The organism is Pseudomonas sp. C2.3V (assembly GCF_058536325.1).
The window spans coordinates 604,361-619,616 of sequence record NZ_JBZUBN010000002.1 but is presented as its reverse complement, the minus strand read 5'-3'; the positions used below and the strand labels follow the sequence as shown (position 1 = coordinate 619,616).

Below are 15,256 nucleotides of genomic sequence, written 5' to 3'. Positions count from 1 at the left end.
CGAACTATCACGCTCGTTCGCCGTCCATTCTGCGTCGAGGCAAAGCGCCACGCTCTAAACGAGCGAGCCGGTCATGCATCGGATCAAGCGCTGCAGTCTGCCTTTCTATGAGCTGACCGTTGATGAGCATCTGTGTAGCTTTCTGCGCATGTCCAGTTCAACTTGTCGTGGCTGCCATACTGAGCGCCGTAAATGACTTTCTGAGAGAAGTCATCCAGTAATCAATTGCCGATTACCTCAGCTCAGGTCGCTCTTGCAGCAAGACGACAATCATTTCCCCAGCCGAGCAAACGGCGTGACAACAGGTGCCTTTTTTCACATCCATCTGGGCTAAGCACATGGTTGAGTTACTGCCCGAGCGATTTTCCGATAAGTACTCTAAAGTAGTCCTGTAACTATAGTCCGCTGTCCATTAGCCCTGATCTATCCCCGCCTGCAGCCAACAAGGAGAACATGCATGGCCCGTCTTACCGCAAAAGATTTCGCGCCCGAACTGCTTGAGCTGTATGACTATTACGTGCATGGGCGAATCAATCGTCGAGAATTTCTCGACCGTGCAGGTAAATTCGCCGTAGGCGGATTAGCCGCCACGACACTCCTTGCCGCCTTGAGTCCAGATTATGCACTGGCACAGCAAGTCGAATTTACCGATCCTGAGATCATTCCTGAATACATTTCCTATCCATCACCTAAAGGGCATGGGCACGTGCGTGGCTATCTCGTGCGACCTGCGCAGGCCAAGGGAAAGGTCCCGGGTATTGTCGTCGCTCATGAAAACCGTGGGCTCAACCCCTACATCGAGGACGTTGCGCGACGCTTGGCAAAGGCGGGATTCGTGGCGCTGGCCCCTGATGGCTTGAGTTCCGTAGGCGGCTACCCGGGAAATGACGACAAGGGGCGCGAGCTTCAGCAAACCGTTAATCCCGAAAAGCTGATGAACGACTTTTTTGCTGCCGTCGAATGGCTCATGGGGCATGAGCTCACAACTGGCAAGGTAGGAATCACCGGTTTCTGCTATGGCGGAGGCGTAGCCGATGCGGCAGCTGTCGCCTATCCTGAACTCGGCGCAGCCGTACCGTTTTATGGCAAGCAACCCAGAGTTGAAGATGTCCCTCGCATCAAGGCACCGTTACTCATTCATTATGCCGAGCGAGATGAGCGTATCAATGAAGGTTGGCCTGCCTATGAGAGCGCCTTGAAAGCCGCTGGCAAAACCTATGAAGCCTATATCTATCCCGGCACCAACCACGGATTCCATAATGACTCGACGCCACGTTATGACGAAGCCGCCGCAACGCTGGCCTGGGAGCGAACACTGAGCTGGTTCCGCCGTTATCTGGCCTGAGTGCAGAGCTATTGAAATAGCCTCTGCAAGGCACCATCTCAATCCTAGGTGAATGTGCTGCAAGCCATCTTAACCAGGATCAGATCGCGGATGGCTTTTTTGTGTCCGGTACGGCGGAGTGCATTCCTGAAGGCCCAACCACCGAACCTCACGAGAGCAAGGCGTATACTCGCCAAACGTTTGACCCATAACCATATTTGCAACCTCTGGCCGCAGAAGCGCTGATCGAAATAGCGTAGAGTAAGCACAAACCGATTGTTACGTGTTCCGCACAGGTTTGATCAGCCAGTCATCCCAACACCATGCTTTAGGAGAATTTTATGGCGACCGAATACATGACCGTTGCAGGAGGCTGCTTCTGGTGCGTAGAGGCAGTATTCAAAGATGTCATCGGAGTCGTTTCCGTCGAGAGTGGCTATACCGGCGGCAAAACGGTCAACCCTACGTATGAGCAGGTCTGTGAGGGTAATACCGACCATGCCGAAGCCATCCGTATTGGTTACGACCCTGACGTGATCAGCTATGGCGAGTTGCTCGATATTCACTTTGCAACCCATGACCCGACCCAGCTCAACCGACAGGGTAACGACATAGGTACGCAGTACCGTACTGCCCTGTTCCCGGCAAACCCCGAACAGGAAACCGAGGCCAGAGCGGCGATTGCACGTGCACAGGAAGGTCTCTCAGCGCCCATCGTGACCACGATCGAGCCATTGGGGCCTTGGTATCCGGCAGAAGGATATCATCAGAACTATTGGGAAGAGCGCGGGCGCGCCAATCAGTACTGCATGGCGGTAATCCCACCCAAGCTTCAAAAGCTGCGCAAGAGCTTTGCCCAACGGTCCAAAACCTCGACCGAGGGCTGATTTGCCCAGGGTAGCCCTTCTTGTGGCTACCCTCTCCTTTTCTGCACTGGATTTTCTGCACCTAAGCCACTACTATCCGTTTTTCTTTTCTTTCTGTCTTGCAAGGAGCCTGATCATGCGACGCGCTTTCACTCTTTGCAGGTCCTGCCAGGCGTAAACGCTTTCTTGCGCACTTAAGCGCACGCTTTGCCCGGCTCCGGCCTGCCTTTCCCTGAATTATTGTTTACCCATCAGGAACTGGTTATGGGCAATTGCATTCGTACTCTATCGGAACGCGTCAACCTTATCGCATCCGATAATCTCTGGATCGAAGGTACTGCGATACAGCAGTTGGAAACTACTGCCAGATTGACTGGCATGGTCCGGGTCTCCGGCATGCCGGACCTTCACCCAGGCCGTGGCTACCCAGTAGGCGCCGCGTTCTTCTCTGAAAATGTTATCTACCCAGCCCTGGTTGGAAATGATATCGGCTGCGGCATGGCGCTCTGGCAGACTGATATCCGAGCTGGCAAGCTGAACCTCGACAAACTCGAACGGCGCCTGGGCAGTATCGACGGGCCACTGGACAACAGTTGGGCCGAAGACGTAAAGGCCTTTTCGCTTTCCAGGACAGGCCATGAAGCCTCTCTGGGCACGATTGGCGGGGGCAATCACTTTGCCGAGCTTCAAGCCATCGATACCGTTCATGACGAAACGCTGGTCGCTTCACTGGGGCTGGATCGAAAAACCCTGCTTCTGCTTGTGCACAGCGGATCGCGAGGCTATGGCGAGTCGGTTTTGCGCAGGCATGTCGAGGTGTTTGGGCACGCCGGTCTCGATCCCAAGTCGCCCGAAGGGCTCGAGTATCTGGCACTGCACGATCAAGGTCTGCGCTATGCCGAGGCCAATCGCCAGCTCATCGCCAGACGACTCCTGGCGAATCTGCATGCGGAGAGCCGTCAGGTACTGGATATCAACCATAACCTTGTGTCCTCAGCCACTTTCAAGGACATGCAGGGCTGGCTGCATCGCAAGGGCGCCACTCCGGCCGACGCGGGACCTGTCATCATTCCGGGCTCTCGTGGGTCCTATAGTTGGCTGGTCAAACCGATCCCCTCGGCAACCAGTCTCTTTTCCCTAGCCCACGGTGCCGGCAGAAAATGGCTCAGGACAGAGTGCCGCGATCGGTTATCCAACCGCTTCTCGTTCGATCAATTGAAGCGCACGTCCCTGGGCAGCCGGGTCGTCTGCGAGGACAAGGCGTTGATGTATGAGGAAGCACCAGAAGCGTACAAGGACATCGACAGCATCATCGAAACCCTGCAAGGTGCTTCACTGGTCACGGTCATAGCCCGGCTTAAACCGGTACTGACCTACAAGCGACGGGGGTGCTGCCCGTGAGACTCCTGCAACTCTCATCGGCCCAAGGCCCGGCCGAGTGCGAGCTGGCCGTAACCAAGGCGCTTCGTCTTCTGGAAAAAGAAGCCGAACGCGAGGATGTGCTGCTGTCAGTGATTGAACAGACGGATGGCGAGCACCGCGGCACCGTTAGCTCTGTACTTCTGGTATTGGAAGGCGAGCGCAGCGAGCCACTGGCCAGCCGATGGAACGGCAGTCTACTCTGGATATGCCAAAGTCCTTACCGGCCCCAGCATGGCAGAAAGAACTGGTATTTTGGCGCCAGGGTATTTATGCCGCCTGCGTCAGCCTCCCCGGGATCGATACGCTTCGAGTACGTGCGGGCCTCAGGGCCCGGCGGTCAGCACGTGAACAAGACGGACTCTGCCGTTCGGGCTACTCATGTGCAGAGCGGGCTTTCGGTTAAGATGCAAAGCGAGCGCAGCCAGCATGCCAACAAGCGCCTGGCAATGGCATTGATTGAGCAAAAACTTGCGCAGTACGCCAAGGACGCCCAGGCAGCTCAGCGACTGGATAGACGCTTGTTTCACCATGATATTGAGCGCGGTAACCCGGTTCGTACATTTCGCGGAATGCGTTTTACTGAAAAATGAGGTCTTCAGCGGCAAGCGTATAGCTTGCCGCTCTTGTATGAACCCTCAAATCAAACGCTAGCCCGCAACAGAATATCGGACTTTGGCTGAATTTCGCCTCATCCGAACAATGGCCCATCATTATCAGTTAGAGCGCAGAGGGATGCGCTGCTGAAGGGTAACGGCTCAGCAATAGCTCTGATTACACGCGAGAACGCATACAAGAAAAGCGCAAGCCGTTAAGATGGCGCTCTGCTTCATTGTTGGCCTCGAAGGTAATGGCAAGAAAATCATCGAAAACCGCCTCCGGGCCCTCTTCTGGTACTCCCGCCCTGACCTTGATCGATGTCGCCAAGGTGGCGGGTGTCTCACCCATTACGGTTTCCCGAGCACTCCATCGCCCAGAGATCGTAAGCGAGGCCGCCCGGGAAAAGGTCTTGGCCGCCGTCAAAGCTACCGGATATGTCCCCAACATGTTGGCGGGGGGCCTGGCTTCGAATAAAAGTCGGCTGGTTGCCATCTTCCTGCCTACGATTGCACACTCTATTTTTGCCGACACGGTACAGGCCTTGATCGATCAGCTAACCGCATCTGGTTACCAGACGATGATAGGTCTGACCGGCTACTCCCCTGAACAGGAAGAGCAGCTTTTGGCAGCTGTGCTCGGTCGGCGGCCTGACGGGATCGTACTGACTGGCACACTTCATACCGAAGAGAGTCGTGAACGACTGTCCCGCTCCTCCATTCCGGTAGTTGAAGCATGGGAGCTGGGCACCGAGCCCATCGACATGCAAATTGGCTTTTCCCATGAAGCCGTTGGGCGCGCCATGGCCGATTATCTCTATGGCAAAGGGTATCGTCAGTTTGGACTGGTTTCGGTCGACGACATACGAGCTCTAAAGCGTGGACGTGCCCTGCTGGACCAACTGGCGTCGTTAGGCATTACGGATGTACCTGTCGAGATCATGCAAACGCCTGCCACGCTGTTAAGTGGTCGTGAAGGTTTGCGCCAGCTCAAGGGGCGTGGCTCGCTTCCTGAAGTGGTGGTATGCAGTTCCGATACAGTCGCCCAGGGCATTCTGGCAGAAGCGGCCAGTCAGGGGATCAAGGTGCCTGAAGAACTGGCCGTTCTAGGATTTGGCGACCTATCCAGCGCGGCTCATGTATACCCTGCACTCTCGACTGTAAACATTGATGGTGCCCGAATGGGCAAGCTCATTGCGAAGGCCCTGCTGGCGCGCTTTCAAAATCCTGACCAACATACCGAGCCGGTACAGTTGGACACTGGGTTCACAATTGTGGAACGGTCCACAACCTGATTCAACGGCAGGCAGCTATTCGTCAGCCTCTTACACTTTAATGATTGCGCAATCACATCAAGATCGGTTATCAATAGACACAACCGATTGGTGTGATAGTGCCTTCAATGATTGCGCAATCAGACAAGGCACCATCTGATCACTATAAAAAGGACAACAACCGTGAAACATATCGAACCGCGTACTCAGTTACCCCTTCCCTCTCGCTTATTGCCTGTTACCCACTCAGGCGCATAGCTCCAGCTCGCTTCCTTTCTGCCACACCGCTCTACGGGGTGAGGCTAATCATCGACAACAATAAATATCGAGGTGAACGTTATGGGCGATACACGGCAAACCCGGGTCCGCTATCTGATTCTCCTGATGCTGTTCCTGGTAACAACGATCAACTATGCGGATAGAGCCACCATTTCGATTGGCGGCTCCAGTATGCAAAAGGATTTGGGAATCGATGCCGTCACGCTCGGCTATATTTTCTCTGCCTTCGGTTGGGCTTATGTGCTGGGTCAGATCCCCGGGGGCTGGCTACTTGACCGCTTCGGTTCAAAACGCGTTTACGCCACGGGTATTTTCATCTGGTCACTGTTTACTCTGCTTCAGGGCTTTGTTGGCATGATGCCTGTGGCCTGGGCCGTGGTTACGCTGTTCGTTCTACGTTTTCTGGTGGGATTTGCCGAAGCGCCTTCATTTCCGGGTAACGCCCGCATCGTTGCAGCCTGGTTCCCCACTGCAGAGCGCGGTACCGCTTCGGCCGTGTTCAACTCTGCACAATACTTCGCAACGGCATTGTTTGCACCGCTGATGGGCTGGATCGTTTACAGCTTCGGCTGGGAACATGTATTTGTTGTCATGGGTGTATTGGGCATCATTTTCTCCGGCATCTGGATGAAAACGATCTATAACCCCAAGGATCATCCACGGGCGAATGCGGCGGAAATTGCACACATCGAAAAGAACGGTGGTCTGGTCGACATGGACCAGGCACGTGGTACCAACAACGGCCCCAAATGGCACTACATCAGCCAACTGCTGACCAATCGCATGATGCTGGGTGTTTATCTCGGCCAGTATTGTATCAATGCTATCACCTACTTCTTCCTGACCTGGTTCCCGGTCTATCTTGTCCAGGAGCGTGGGATGACCATCCTAAAGGCTGGTTTCATTGCCTCTTTGCCGGCAATCTGCGGTTTTATCGGGGGTGTATTGGGTGGCATCATTTCCGACTGGCTGCTGCGTCGCGGCAATACACTGACCTTCTCCCGTAAACTGCCGATCGTGTGCGGGCTACTGCTATCCACCTCAATGGTGTTCTGTAACTATGTGGATGCCGAATGGATGGTAGTTGGCTTTATGACGCTGGCTTTCTTCGGAAAGGGATTAGGTGCACTGGGTTGGGCGGTTGTATCGGACACGTCACCCAAGCAGATTGCAGGCCTTTCAGGTGGTCTCTTCAACACGTTCGGTAACATCGCCTCTATTACCACGCCCATTATCATTGGCTACATCATTGCGGTAACGGGCTCGTTCCGCTGGGCGTTGGTGTATGTAGGTGCCAACGCGCTAGTCGCAGTCTTCAGTTACCTGTTCATCGTTGGCAAGATACAGCGTGTCGAGCTGCGCGATGAGAATGGCAAGCAATTGGCGGATACGTCGGTTCCTGCACCCGCCTCGGCCTGATCCAGCAAGGACCGGCTGAATAAGCCGGTCCTCCAATCAGATCGCTATACAGGCAAAGGGCGCCCTTTGCTGTCTTTGTTACTTATGCCGCTTCGTCATTCAGTGCAGGACGCGCTTCACTGGCAATGGTAATGCGCTTTGGCTTTGCTTCTTCCGGCACCCGGCGAACCAGATCAATATTGAGCAAGCCATTGCGTAGGCTGGCGCCTTTGACCTCAATGTGCTCATCGAGCCGGAAGGACAGCCTGAAGGCACGCTGGGCAATACCTTGGTGCAGATAGGTCACACCTTCAGCGGTGTGCTCACGCCGATCGGCACTTATTGTCAGCACACCACGCTCGACCTGAATATCCAGATCGTCTTCATGCAGGCCCGCTGCCGCAATCACGATGCGATAGTCGTTTTCGCCGTGCTTCTCGACATTGTAAGGCGGATAGCCTGGTACCGAATCACGTAGCGCCGACTCAAATAGATCATTGAAACGATCAAAGCCAACAGTGCTACGGAACAAAGGTGCAAGGGATAAACCAGTCATGATGAATCTCCTGAAGATCAGCAAGTTTCGATAACCCGGGACCCGATTTCGGCATCCCGCATGACCTTACATAAGGATAGTGAAAATACTTTCAAGCGGCCTTCCGACGAACGGGAAACCCAGTAAACCGTTGTTTTTAAACTGTTTATTTTTTATCGCCCCATTGATGTCGTAGGTTTCAGCAAGGTCGAGCTACCCTTGGGTTTTCGAAATACCAAGATGTTGCCCAGCAGTACCAGCGCTAGCCCAAACAGTGCAGGCCATGTCCATTGGTATCCTTCCATCCATGCCGAGATGTTAAGGGCAACCACCGGAAACAGGACGGTGCAATAGGCCGCCCGCTCAGCACCCAGACGGCCAACCAGGGTCAGGTAGGCGGTAAATCCGATCACTGAGCCAGGAACGGCCAAATAAACCAGCGAACTGATGTAGCGCGTACTAAGGTCGACTGTAAAAGGCACCCCCTGTACAAGGCAGATCACCAATAGAATCAAGGCGCCGTACAACATGCCCCAGGCATTGCTCGTCAACGGGCGGATACCCACGCGCTGTTGCAGACTCGAAATCATGTTGCCCGCTGAAAAGCACAGTGTTCCTAACAAGGAGAGCCCAAGCCCTAGCCAAGTCTCATGGCTTGCCGTGTGGCTGCCCAGTTCCGGCCAGAACAACAGGGCGAGCCCCAGCAAACCCAATGCGCCCCCGGCCAAAACGTTGGCCGCGATGGTTTGCTTGAACCACAGGCGTGCGTTGAGGGCATTCCAGAGTGTGGCGGTTGAAAACACTACGGCAATCAGCCCACTGGCTATGTACTGGCTGGCCGAGTAAAAGCAGATGAAGTTCAGGCAGAACAGGCAAACACCTTGAGCCATGCAGAACAGCTGGCCGCGTTGATCCAATGGCTGTAGGCGACGGGTCGGTATCAGAATTAGAAACAGGACCAGCGCTGCAAGGGCGAAGCGATAGGCAATCGAAAGCGGAATGGCTACGGATTCGATCTGAAACTTGATGGCAATCCAGGTGGTGCCCCAGATCAGAACAGTCAACAGATAAAGCGTAAGGTTCATGGTGGTCTCCAGCGGTCAGGAAACCAGTGTGGTGAGTAAGTCCGTTGAAGAGTTGCACATTCTTGCGCTTTTTATTCGGGCATGCGGTTCGCGCCTCTCATAAGCCTTATGATGTAAAACCAGGAGACGTGATCATGCAGCAAGCCGATAACTTTCAAGTGTTTCGTACCTTAGACCAGGCCTCCAATGCACACCGTCTACGTCATACTGCGCTGGGCAATGGCATGGCGTTGGCGCAGTGGTATCGCAGCGATGCCGACGTGCTGGGCTACAGCAGCCCGGATCATCACACTTTGTCGCTCTATCTGGAAGGTGGTTGGCAGACGTTTCGCCTTGACCAGCCGGGCCACTATGGGGCGCCTGACCGATTCTGTGTTCTGCCAGCCGGACACGACTCTGACTGGTCAGTTACGCAAGGGCTGGGTTTCATGCATCTGTACGTCACCCCTGAGCAGTTGATGCTGGAAACCATCCGGGTTCTGGACAAGGAACCCCGGGCGATCCATCTGCAGGAACGCACATACATGGAGGATCCTGCACTCGTTGCCATCTGCCGTGCGCTGGAACGCAGTGACTGGCAGGAACCTGGAGAGCGCCTGCTGTGCTCGAGCCTGGCGCACGAAGCGGTCAGCCATCTGCTGCTCAATGGGTGCGGGCCGCGCCAGGAGATCCACTGGCGCGGCGGCCTTTCACCCTCAGTCAGACGACGCATCCGCGACTATATTGACACCCACCTGGATAAACCGCTTGAGCTGTCGACACTGGCTGAAGAAGCCGCCTTGTCGACTTTTCACTTCAGCCGCATGTTCACGCTTTCATTCGGTATACCACCTCACCGCTATGTACTGGCACGACGGCTCGCCAGGGCTCGAGAGCTACTGATCAATACCACGTTGCCGCTTGCCCAGATTACGCTGGACTGCGGCTTTTCCAGCGCCAGTCACCTGAGCCGCCGGTTTGCTCAGGTACATGGCGCAACACCGGGACAATATCGTACCGCCCTCTCACGTGCAGGTTGAAGTGCTAGAGGTCAGCCGTTTTGCTCAAAGACTGATCTCAAAGCCGCTCTGGCAGGTGACCTCTCATAAAGAAGCTATGCTTTAAGTAAACCTCAACTGGGTCACATCAAATGGATGCACATAATGCTGAAACACCGCAGCGTTACGCCCCCATTGCGCTTGTAGCGGAAGATGAGGTCATGCTTCGGGAGCTAATGAGTGATGTGCTACAGAACGAAGGTTTTGAGGTGGCAGCGTTTGGTACAGCTGATGAGGCCCTGAGCTTTCTAGAGGACAAAGCGCTTTTGGTAAGTGTGGTCGTATCGAATGTGAGAATGCCTGGGCATATCAATGGCATCGACTTGGCGCATATCGTTTCAAAACGCTGGCCATTTATTCCGATTGTCTTGACGTCTGGCTATACCGGTCTGGAAATACAACTGCCTAAGGATGTGCCTTTTCTACGCAAGCCATGGACAATCGACCAGCTGGCCACTGCTGTCAAAGAGATGAGGCGCTAAGCTAAGCAGCGCTTTCTGATTACAGCCTTTCCTGAATGATGTCAGGCTTCTTCCAGTGCTGAGTACTGTTGGTATCTGACCTCCATCCTGACTAATAGATGATTGATCCTATGCCCCTCGGTTGACGCAACTTCTGCTTGGATCGTCTGAAGCGCTTTACCTACCTAGCTAGCTTTTTAGATAGGTTTCGTTAGTCTGGTCAGCACTGAGTTTTATATGCGCTTCAACAGCCTCAAAAACGGTAAAGCAAGCCGGCAAGCGGCTAACTCTTCGGGTGTAGATTGCTACCTTGGATGCTATGGGCAGCCTGGTAACGCAAGGCATAGGAATAGCCATAGCGCCTGAAGCAACATATCTCTATAGTCAGCTGAAAAGAAGCCCTCAATGGTTAGGCCTGGGCGACCCGGTTATTGTATTTATGTACCTACTGCTTTGATATCCTCTCTCCATACGCAGCCGAGCTGGCGAAGCACATTCTACTGAGCGGTAAGTCTTACCATTGGCCAGTTTGTTACTGGCTAATGGATCTGAGGATAACGCTCAACAATCAAGTTGGGTTATGAACGAAGCCAGTAGGGGCTCAACAATAGCAGCTGCTTTACCTGGCACTTGGGCACCAGACAGGTAACATCCACCAAGCCCTCTTAGCGATTCACGTTGACGACAAGCCGCCCGCGTATCTTGCCCTGAAGCAAATCAGTGGACGCAGTAATAGCCTCCCCTAGCGTAATTTCGCGTGTTATTTCAGACAGCATAGATAAATCGAGATCTGTCTGCAGGCGGTTCCAAGCCTCCACACGCCGCTCGTAGACCTGGGTGACGCTATTGATACCTAGTAGACTTACTCCGCGAAGAATGAAAGGCGCTACGGTTGCGGGCAGGTCCATACCCTGTGCTAGACCACAGGCGGCTACCGCTCCTTCTGCCCGAGTGGCAGCACAAACATTTGCAAGCGTATGGCTACCCACCGAATCAATAGCTCCAGCCCAGCGCTCTTTGGAAAGCGGACGGCCCGGCTCAGACAGTTCGTTGCGGTTGATAACCGATTGGGCGCCAAGCTTTTTAAGGTACTCCGACTCTTCGGGTCTCCCTGTGGCAGCAATGACCGAATAACCGTTACGAGCTAGCAGAGAAACGGCGAAACTACCAACGCCACCATTAGCACCTGTTACCAGGATGTCTCCTTTATCAGGTGTGATTCCATGTCGCTCCAGCGCCATTAGGCAAAGCATGGCAGTGTATCCGGCAGTACCGATTGTCATAGCCTGGTGTTCGTCGAGCCCGGACGGTAGCGGGATCAGCCAATCACCCTGTACGCTGGCCTTTTGAGCCAGTCCACCCCAATGGCTTTCACCAACGCCCCATCCATTGAGCAGCACTCGGTCTCCGGCCTTGTACCGTGGATGGGTACTTTCCTCAACGATCCCGGCAAAGTCTATTCCAGGCACCATGGGAAATTTGCGCACTACAGGGCTATTCCCTGTTATAGCCAGTCCGTCCTTGAAGTTCAGCGTGCTATAGGAAACACGCACCGTCACATCCCCTTCAGGAAGCTGGTCTTCGCTCATGTCAGCCAGCCGAGCGTTATAGGTTGATGCATTTTTGTCGATGAGAACTGCTTTAAACATCATATCTCCTATTTAGACCAGTCGTCTTTAATTAGGCAGCAGCAGTTATGCTTTGATGCCATTCAGAAAACCCTCAATAAAACAGTCGAGAGGCCGCACCGTCTGAGACAGTCGTGCACGTAGCACAGCGCCTTCCCAGCCAATCCAGAAGTAAGCAGCCCAATCATCACAATGACATCCAGACCGCAGCTGTCCCCTCTTTGCTGCCTCACGAAGGCAGTCAGCTAAACGCCGTTGCCAGTCAAGCAAGGTCGCTTCTAGCTGGGAGCGAAAACTATCCGGCAGAACGAGTACTTCCTGTCCAAGATTGCCAACCAAACAGCCGCGTCGAAACTCGTACTTGGCCATACCGACTTTGGCATCCTCTACAAAGTTCTTTAGCCGCTGTATGGGATCAACGCTTTCATCCAATAACCAGCGGTCAAGCTTACGTGCGAAATAAGCTGCGTAGCTCCTGAGCACTGCCTGCCCAAAGGCTTCCTTGCTATCGAAATAATGATAAAACGAGCCTTTAGGCACCTGTATTCGTTTAAGGACTAAGTCAATGCCTGTGGCGGCAAAGCCTTGCTCGGTAAAGATTTCCATACCCGCATGGATCAAAGCGTCACGCGTATCGGCGTGCTCTCGGGGAATCTTAGGTGGCCGACCTCGGCGGGCCGGTAAGGTACTGGTAGTCATGCCCCTATATTAGACCGATCGTCTTTAAAGTCAATTTTGAATATTGAAAGACCATTTCTAGATGAGTAGCATCTGACTTTATGGAAAATGGTAGATAGCGGGAACTGATTTAAACAAGGAGCCTTCGAGAAAGGCCCCTTGCTATACACCCTGTTACTTAAGCCAATCCAGGTTGACGGCATTAGCCATTGCAAGGAAGCCAGTCTCGTTGGGATGAATATGGTCGCCCGAGTCGAACAAGGGGTTCAATCGGGTCGGCCTCTTTGGGTCACGCATGGTTTTGTCAAAATCAATAACCGCATCATAGGCCCCGCTTTCACGAATCCACTTGTTTACTTCCTGACGCTTGGCCTCGCCCTGCCGGGTGTAATAACTGCCCCCTTCATACGGTAGAAGCGTGGCACCAATTACCTTTAGACCATGGGTTTTCGCACGGGCAATCAGCTGCTTGTAACCTGCAATGATCTGCTTGGCGCTTACCTTTTCCCGAGAACCGGGCAAATCCGAATAGCCAATGTCGTTGATGCCTTCGAGTAATATCAGATGCGTAACGCCAGGCTGCGCGATGACATCTCGATCGAAGCGTGACAGTGCGCTTGGTCCCACCTGCTCGTGCAGGATGCGGTTGCCGCTAATGCCGAGATTAAGAACACCCTTGGTATTGATATCGGATCGGTTCAACAGGCGGCGAGCCAGATAGTCAGTCCAACGGTTGTTTGTATCTACCGCGGCATTGAGACCATCTGTAATCGAGTCGCCAAATGCGACAACAGCTGTGGTGTCCTTATGGGTCAGAATATCCACACCCGTTAGGAAGTACCATGAAGTGCTGGTCGACTTTGTTTGTAACGCGCGCGCTTTCGTATGGTTGCCGGAGGTAGAAATATAGTTGGTCTGCTTGCCCAACGTATGTACGGTTTTAGCTTCGGTCTGCTCTGGTAGATAAAGGCTGATAGCCAGATCGGCTTGTGAAGAGAACCGCATGTCTACAGGATCGCTGTACATCACCGCTCCTGGTGGGATTGTCGTCGAGGATATTCCTCCAAACGTCAAGGGCCGGTCTGTGTCGGGGTTGATGGTGTTCTTACCAGCACTCAATGCAACCCGGGCCTCGCCAATCACCAGCGGAGTTTTGCCCAAGGCATTGGATAAGCGAACTCGAAACTTATAGCCTCCAATAGAGGTATGAACGATCTGGCGTATCGTCTGATTGTTCACCCTGACAACAGTCTCTTTCGAGCCGGCAGAAGCACCGTTGGCTTGCGGAGCCGCGGCCCAGCTTCCAACCCAATGAGGACTTTGCGGCTGAGCCGCCAGCGAATAATTACTCGCCATCAGAAGCGCTGCCGCCAGGGTGGACATTGACCACCGTTTTAGGGATTTCCTGTGAGCGGCTGCAAAAATATTAGCGTTATTTTTAGTATGGAATTCAACCACGTTTCGTTTCCTGCTTTTCTATAAACCCGACCAACGCTAGACGCTAAACCCGCTCCTGTCCAAAAACGCGGCTGCGCTTGTTCAATAAAGTAGTGCTATTTCAATAAATTAGCGTCGGTTTACCTAAATCAGGCAGCTCATGCTGGATAAATTGATTAATCGGCTGGCTGTACAGAGTTAATGCTGGTCGTGGCAGAAAACGATAGTTAGCATGAGTCAGCCTACAAAACACTGATTGGTTACCTTTTTTCGCAACATCATGATGACAGATACGAATGCGTGTTTTTGTGTCTTTCTTAACCTAGCGCCACGACAAAGAATTATGCGGTAGGTTGAATAAAATACTGCTCTCAGGAATATCCTAATGAAGCGACACCTAATCTGATGCACTGATCAAACAGGTACAACGTCGCTCCAGATAGGCTGCTTAAGGCTTTATAGGGCCTGACTACTTCTGTTCCTAATACTGAACACCCTGGGTCAAACCTCCATCCACGAGTAGGTTGGTACCCGTTGTAAAGCTTGCAGCGCGGCTGGCTAGGAAGACCGTGGCCTTGGCTACTTCTTCTGGCGTAGCCATACGCCCCATCGGATTGGCAGCCAGACACTTCGCAAATGTTTCAGGAGCATCACGCTCAATGCTGCCCCAAACGCCCTCTTCAAAGTAGACGTTGCCTGGCGAAACGGTATTTACACGGATTCTATCGGAAGCATGTCGTGCTGAAAGGGTTTTTCCATAGTGAATCAAGGCTGCCTTCAATACACCGTAGGGCTCGGCAAACATGTCCACTTCTCGGCCCGAGACACTAGAAATCAATACCACGGCGGCAGCGTCGGAGATCTTTAGATAGGGCAAGGCTGCGTTGAAGAAACTTACAGACCCCAGCAAATCCGTTTCGAATGCCTGCCTCCAGACACTAAACTCTCCGCCGCCAGCAAGAGCACTCACATTCGGCACGATGATGTCCAGGCCGCCCATTCGCTCTGCTGACTCAGTGACCCAGCGCGCTACTTGATCTGAGTCGGTAACATCCACCACGCGCCCAAATACCTGATCACCCAGTGCTGCCTCTGTCTGTGCGACACCGGCTTCGCTTCTGGCACAAAAGCCAACCCGGGCACCCTCTGCAACGAAGCACTCGACAATGGCCCGACCGATGCCACGAGATCCGCCACTGACTAATACTTTTGCGCCTTCGAGCTCAAGGTTCATAAGCT

General features: G+C 53.5%; 14 protein-coding genes. 8 read left to right on the top strand and 6 right to left on the bottom strand.

The annotated features are described in order from the left end of the window. Positions 1–457: 457 nt before the first annotated feature. The 6 genes from yghX to AC4LF3_RS22570 all read left to right on the top strand — a co-directional run bounded on the left by yghX (position 458) and on the right by AC4LF3_RS22570 (position 7,177). Positions 458–1,345: a YghX family hydrolase gene (gene yghX / locus AC4LF3_RS22595; RefSeq protein ID WP_491836792.1), complete on the top strand. Its 888-nt coding sequence runs from the start codon at positions 458–460 to the stop codon at positions 1,343–1,345. Between the two features lie 320 nt (positions 1,346–1,665). Continuing rightward, positions 1,666–2,211 carry a peptide-methionine (S)-S-oxide reductase MsrA gene (msrA, locus tag AC4LF3_RS22590; protein WP_491836791.1) on the top strand — a complete coding sequence of 182 codons (546 nt, stop codon included), beginning with the start codon at positions 1,666–1,668 and terminating at the stop codon, positions 2,209–2,211. Positions 2,212–2,454: 243 nt separating this feature from the next. Continuing rightward, complete coding sequence (locus tag AC4LF3_RS22585; RefSeq protein WP_491836790.1) at positions 2,455–3,591, top strand: RNA ligase RtcB family protein; 1,137 nt, start codon at positions 2,455–2,457, stop codon at positions 3,589–3,591. After that, the gene (gene prfH, locus AC4LF3_RS22580; RefSeq protein WP_491836789.1) at positions 3,588–4,202 is read left to right on the top strand and encodes a peptide chain release factor H; all 615 of its coding nucleotides are present in this window, start codon (positions 3,588–3,590) and stop codon (positions 4,200–4,202) included. The genes AC4LF3_RS22585 and prfH overlap by 4 nt, the downstream gene beginning before the upstream one ends. A 257-nt stretch (positions 4,203–4,459) precedes the next feature. Continuing rightward, positions 4,460–5,500, top strand: coding sequence for a LacI family DNA-binding transcriptional regulator (locus AC4LF3_RS22575; protein ID WP_312272123.1), 1,041 nt, complete (start codon positions 4,460–4,462; stop codon positions 5,498–5,500). A gap of 318 nt (positions 5,501–5,818) precedes the next feature. After that, positions 5,819–7,177: an MFS transporter gene (locus AC4LF3_RS22570; RefSeq protein ID WP_019366131.1), complete on the top strand. Its 1,359-nt coding sequence runs from the start codon at positions 5,819–5,821 to the stop codon at positions 7,175–7,177. A gap of 82 nt (positions 7,178–7,259) precedes the next feature. Here the strand turns inward: AC4LF3_RS22570 and AC4LF3_RS22565 are convergent, their stop codons facing one another. Together AC4LF3_RS22565 and AC4LF3_RS22560 are read right to left on the bottom strand one after the other, a co-directional pair. Continuing rightward, positions 7,260–7,712: an Hsp20 family protein gene (locus tag AC4LF3_RS22565; protein WP_010798739.1), complete on the bottom strand. Its 453-nt coding sequence runs from the start codon at positions 7,710–7,712 to the stop codon at positions 7,260–7,262. A 152-nt stretch (positions 7,713–7,864) separates the two neighbouring features. Continuing rightward, entirely contained in the window at positions 7,865–8,776 is a 912-nt protein-coding gene (locus AC4LF3_RS22560) for a DMT family transporter (protein ID WP_288658086.1), read from the bottom strand. A gap of 134 nt (positions 8,777–8,910) precedes the next feature. On the opposite strand from AC4LF3_RS22560, the gene AC4LF3_RS22555 reads away from it, so the two are divergent. Then, positions 8,911–9,795, top strand: coding sequence for a helix-turn-helix domain-containing protein (locus AC4LF3_RS22555; protein ID WP_491836788.1), 885 nt, complete (start codon positions 8,911–8,913; stop codon positions 9,793–9,795). 110 nt (positions 9,796–9,905) lie between these two features. Beyond that, on the top strand, positions 9,906–10,295 hold the full coding sequence (locus tag AC4LF3_RS22550; RefSeq protein WP_288658090.1) for a response regulator: 390 nt from the start codon (positions 9,906–9,908) through the stop codon (positions 10,293–10,295). A gap of 644 nt (positions 10,296–10,939) precedes the next feature. Here the strand turns inward: AC4LF3_RS22550 and acuI are convergent. The 4 genes from acuI to AC4LF3_RS22530 all read right to left on the bottom strand — a co-directional run bounded on the left by acuI (position 10,940) and on the right by AC4LF3_RS22530 (position 15,251). Continuing rightward, positions 10,940–11,923 (bottom strand): acrylyl-CoA reductase (NADPH), encoded by a 984-nt coding sequence (gene acuI, locus AC4LF3_RS22545; protein WP_491836787.1) that lies wholly within the window; start codon positions 11,921–11,923, stop codon positions 10,940–10,942. A gap of 45 nt (positions 11,924–11,968) precedes the next feature. After that, positions 11,969–12,601: an acrylate utilization transcriptional regulator AcuR gene (gene acuR / locus AC4LF3_RS22540; RefSeq protein ID WP_173869126.1), complete on the bottom strand. Its 633-nt coding sequence runs from the start codon at positions 12,599–12,601 to the stop codon at positions 11,969–11,971. Positions 12,602–12,754: 153 nt separating this feature from the next. After that, complete coding sequence (locus tag AC4LF3_RS22535; RefSeq protein WP_289929599.1) at positions 12,755–13,963, bottom strand: SGNH/GDSL hydrolase family protein; 1,209 nt, start codon at positions 13,961–13,963, stop codon at positions 12,755–12,757. 535 nt (positions 13,964–14,498) lie between these two features. Continuing rightward, complete coding sequence (locus AC4LF3_RS22530) at positions 14,499–15,251, bottom strand: SDR family NAD(P)-dependent oxidoreductase (RefSeq protein ID WP_491836786.1); 753 nt, start codon at positions 15,249–15,251, stop codon at positions 14,499–14,501. Positions 15,252–15,256 lie beyond the last annotated feature (5 nt).

What these genes read in the sequence shown, in the direction of transcription:
- AC4LF3_RS22570 (WP_019366131.1), top strand. Translation starts at nt 5,819, where the DNA reads ATGGGCGATACACGGCAAACCCGGGTCCGCTATCTGATTCTCCTGATG.
- AC4LF3_RS22550 (WP_288658090.1), top strand. Translation starts at nt 9,906, where the DNA reads ATGGATGCACATAATGCTGAAACACCGCAGCGTTACGCCCCCATTGCG.
- acuR (WP_173869126.1), bottom strand. Translation starts at nt 12,601, where the DNA reads ATGACTACCAGTACCTTACCGGCCCGCCGAGGTCGGCCACCTAAGATT.
- acuI (WP_491836787.1), bottom strand. Translation starts at nt 11,923, where the DNA reads ATGTTTAAAGCAGTTCTCATCGACAAAAATGCATCAACCTATAACGCT.
- AC4LF3_RS22575 (WP_312272123.1), top strand. Translation starts at nt 4,460, where the DNA reads ATGGCAAGAAAATCATCGAAAACCGCCTCCGGGCCCTCTTCTGGTACT.
- AC4LF3_RS22535 (WP_289929599.1), bottom strand. Translation starts at nt 13,963, where the DNA reads ATGTCCACCCTGGCGGCAGCGCTTCTGATGGCGAGTAATTATTCGCTG.
- msrA (WP_491836791.1), top strand. Translation starts at nt 1,666, where the DNA reads ATGGCGACCGAATACATGACCGTTGCAGGAGGCTGCTTCTGGTGCGTA.
- AC4LF3_RS22565 (WP_010798739.1), bottom strand. Translation starts at nt 7,712, where the DNA reads ATGACTGGTTTATCCCTTGCACCTTTGTTCCGTAGCACTGTTGGCTTT.
- AC4LF3_RS22530 (WP_491836786.1), bottom strand. Translation starts at nt 15,251, where the DNA reads ATGAACCTTGAGCTCGAAGGCGCAAAAGTATTAGTCAGTGGCGGATCT.
- AC4LF3_RS22555 (WP_491836788.1), top strand. Translation starts at nt 8,911, where the DNA reads ATGCAGCAAGCCGATAACTTTCAAGTGTTTCGTACCTTAGACCAGGCC.
- yghX (WP_491836792.1), top strand. Translation starts at nt 458, where the DNA reads ATGGCCCGTCTTACCGCAAAAGATTTCGCGCCCGAACTGCTTGAGCTG.
- AC4LF3_RS22585 (WP_491836790.1), top strand. Translation starts at nt 2,455, where the DNA reads ATGGGCAATTGCATTCGTACTCTATCGGAACGCGTCAACCTTATCGCA.
- AC4LF3_RS22560 (WP_288658086.1), bottom strand. Translation starts at nt 8,776, where the DNA reads ATGAACCTTACGCTTTATCTGTTGACTGTTCTGATCTGGGGCACCACC.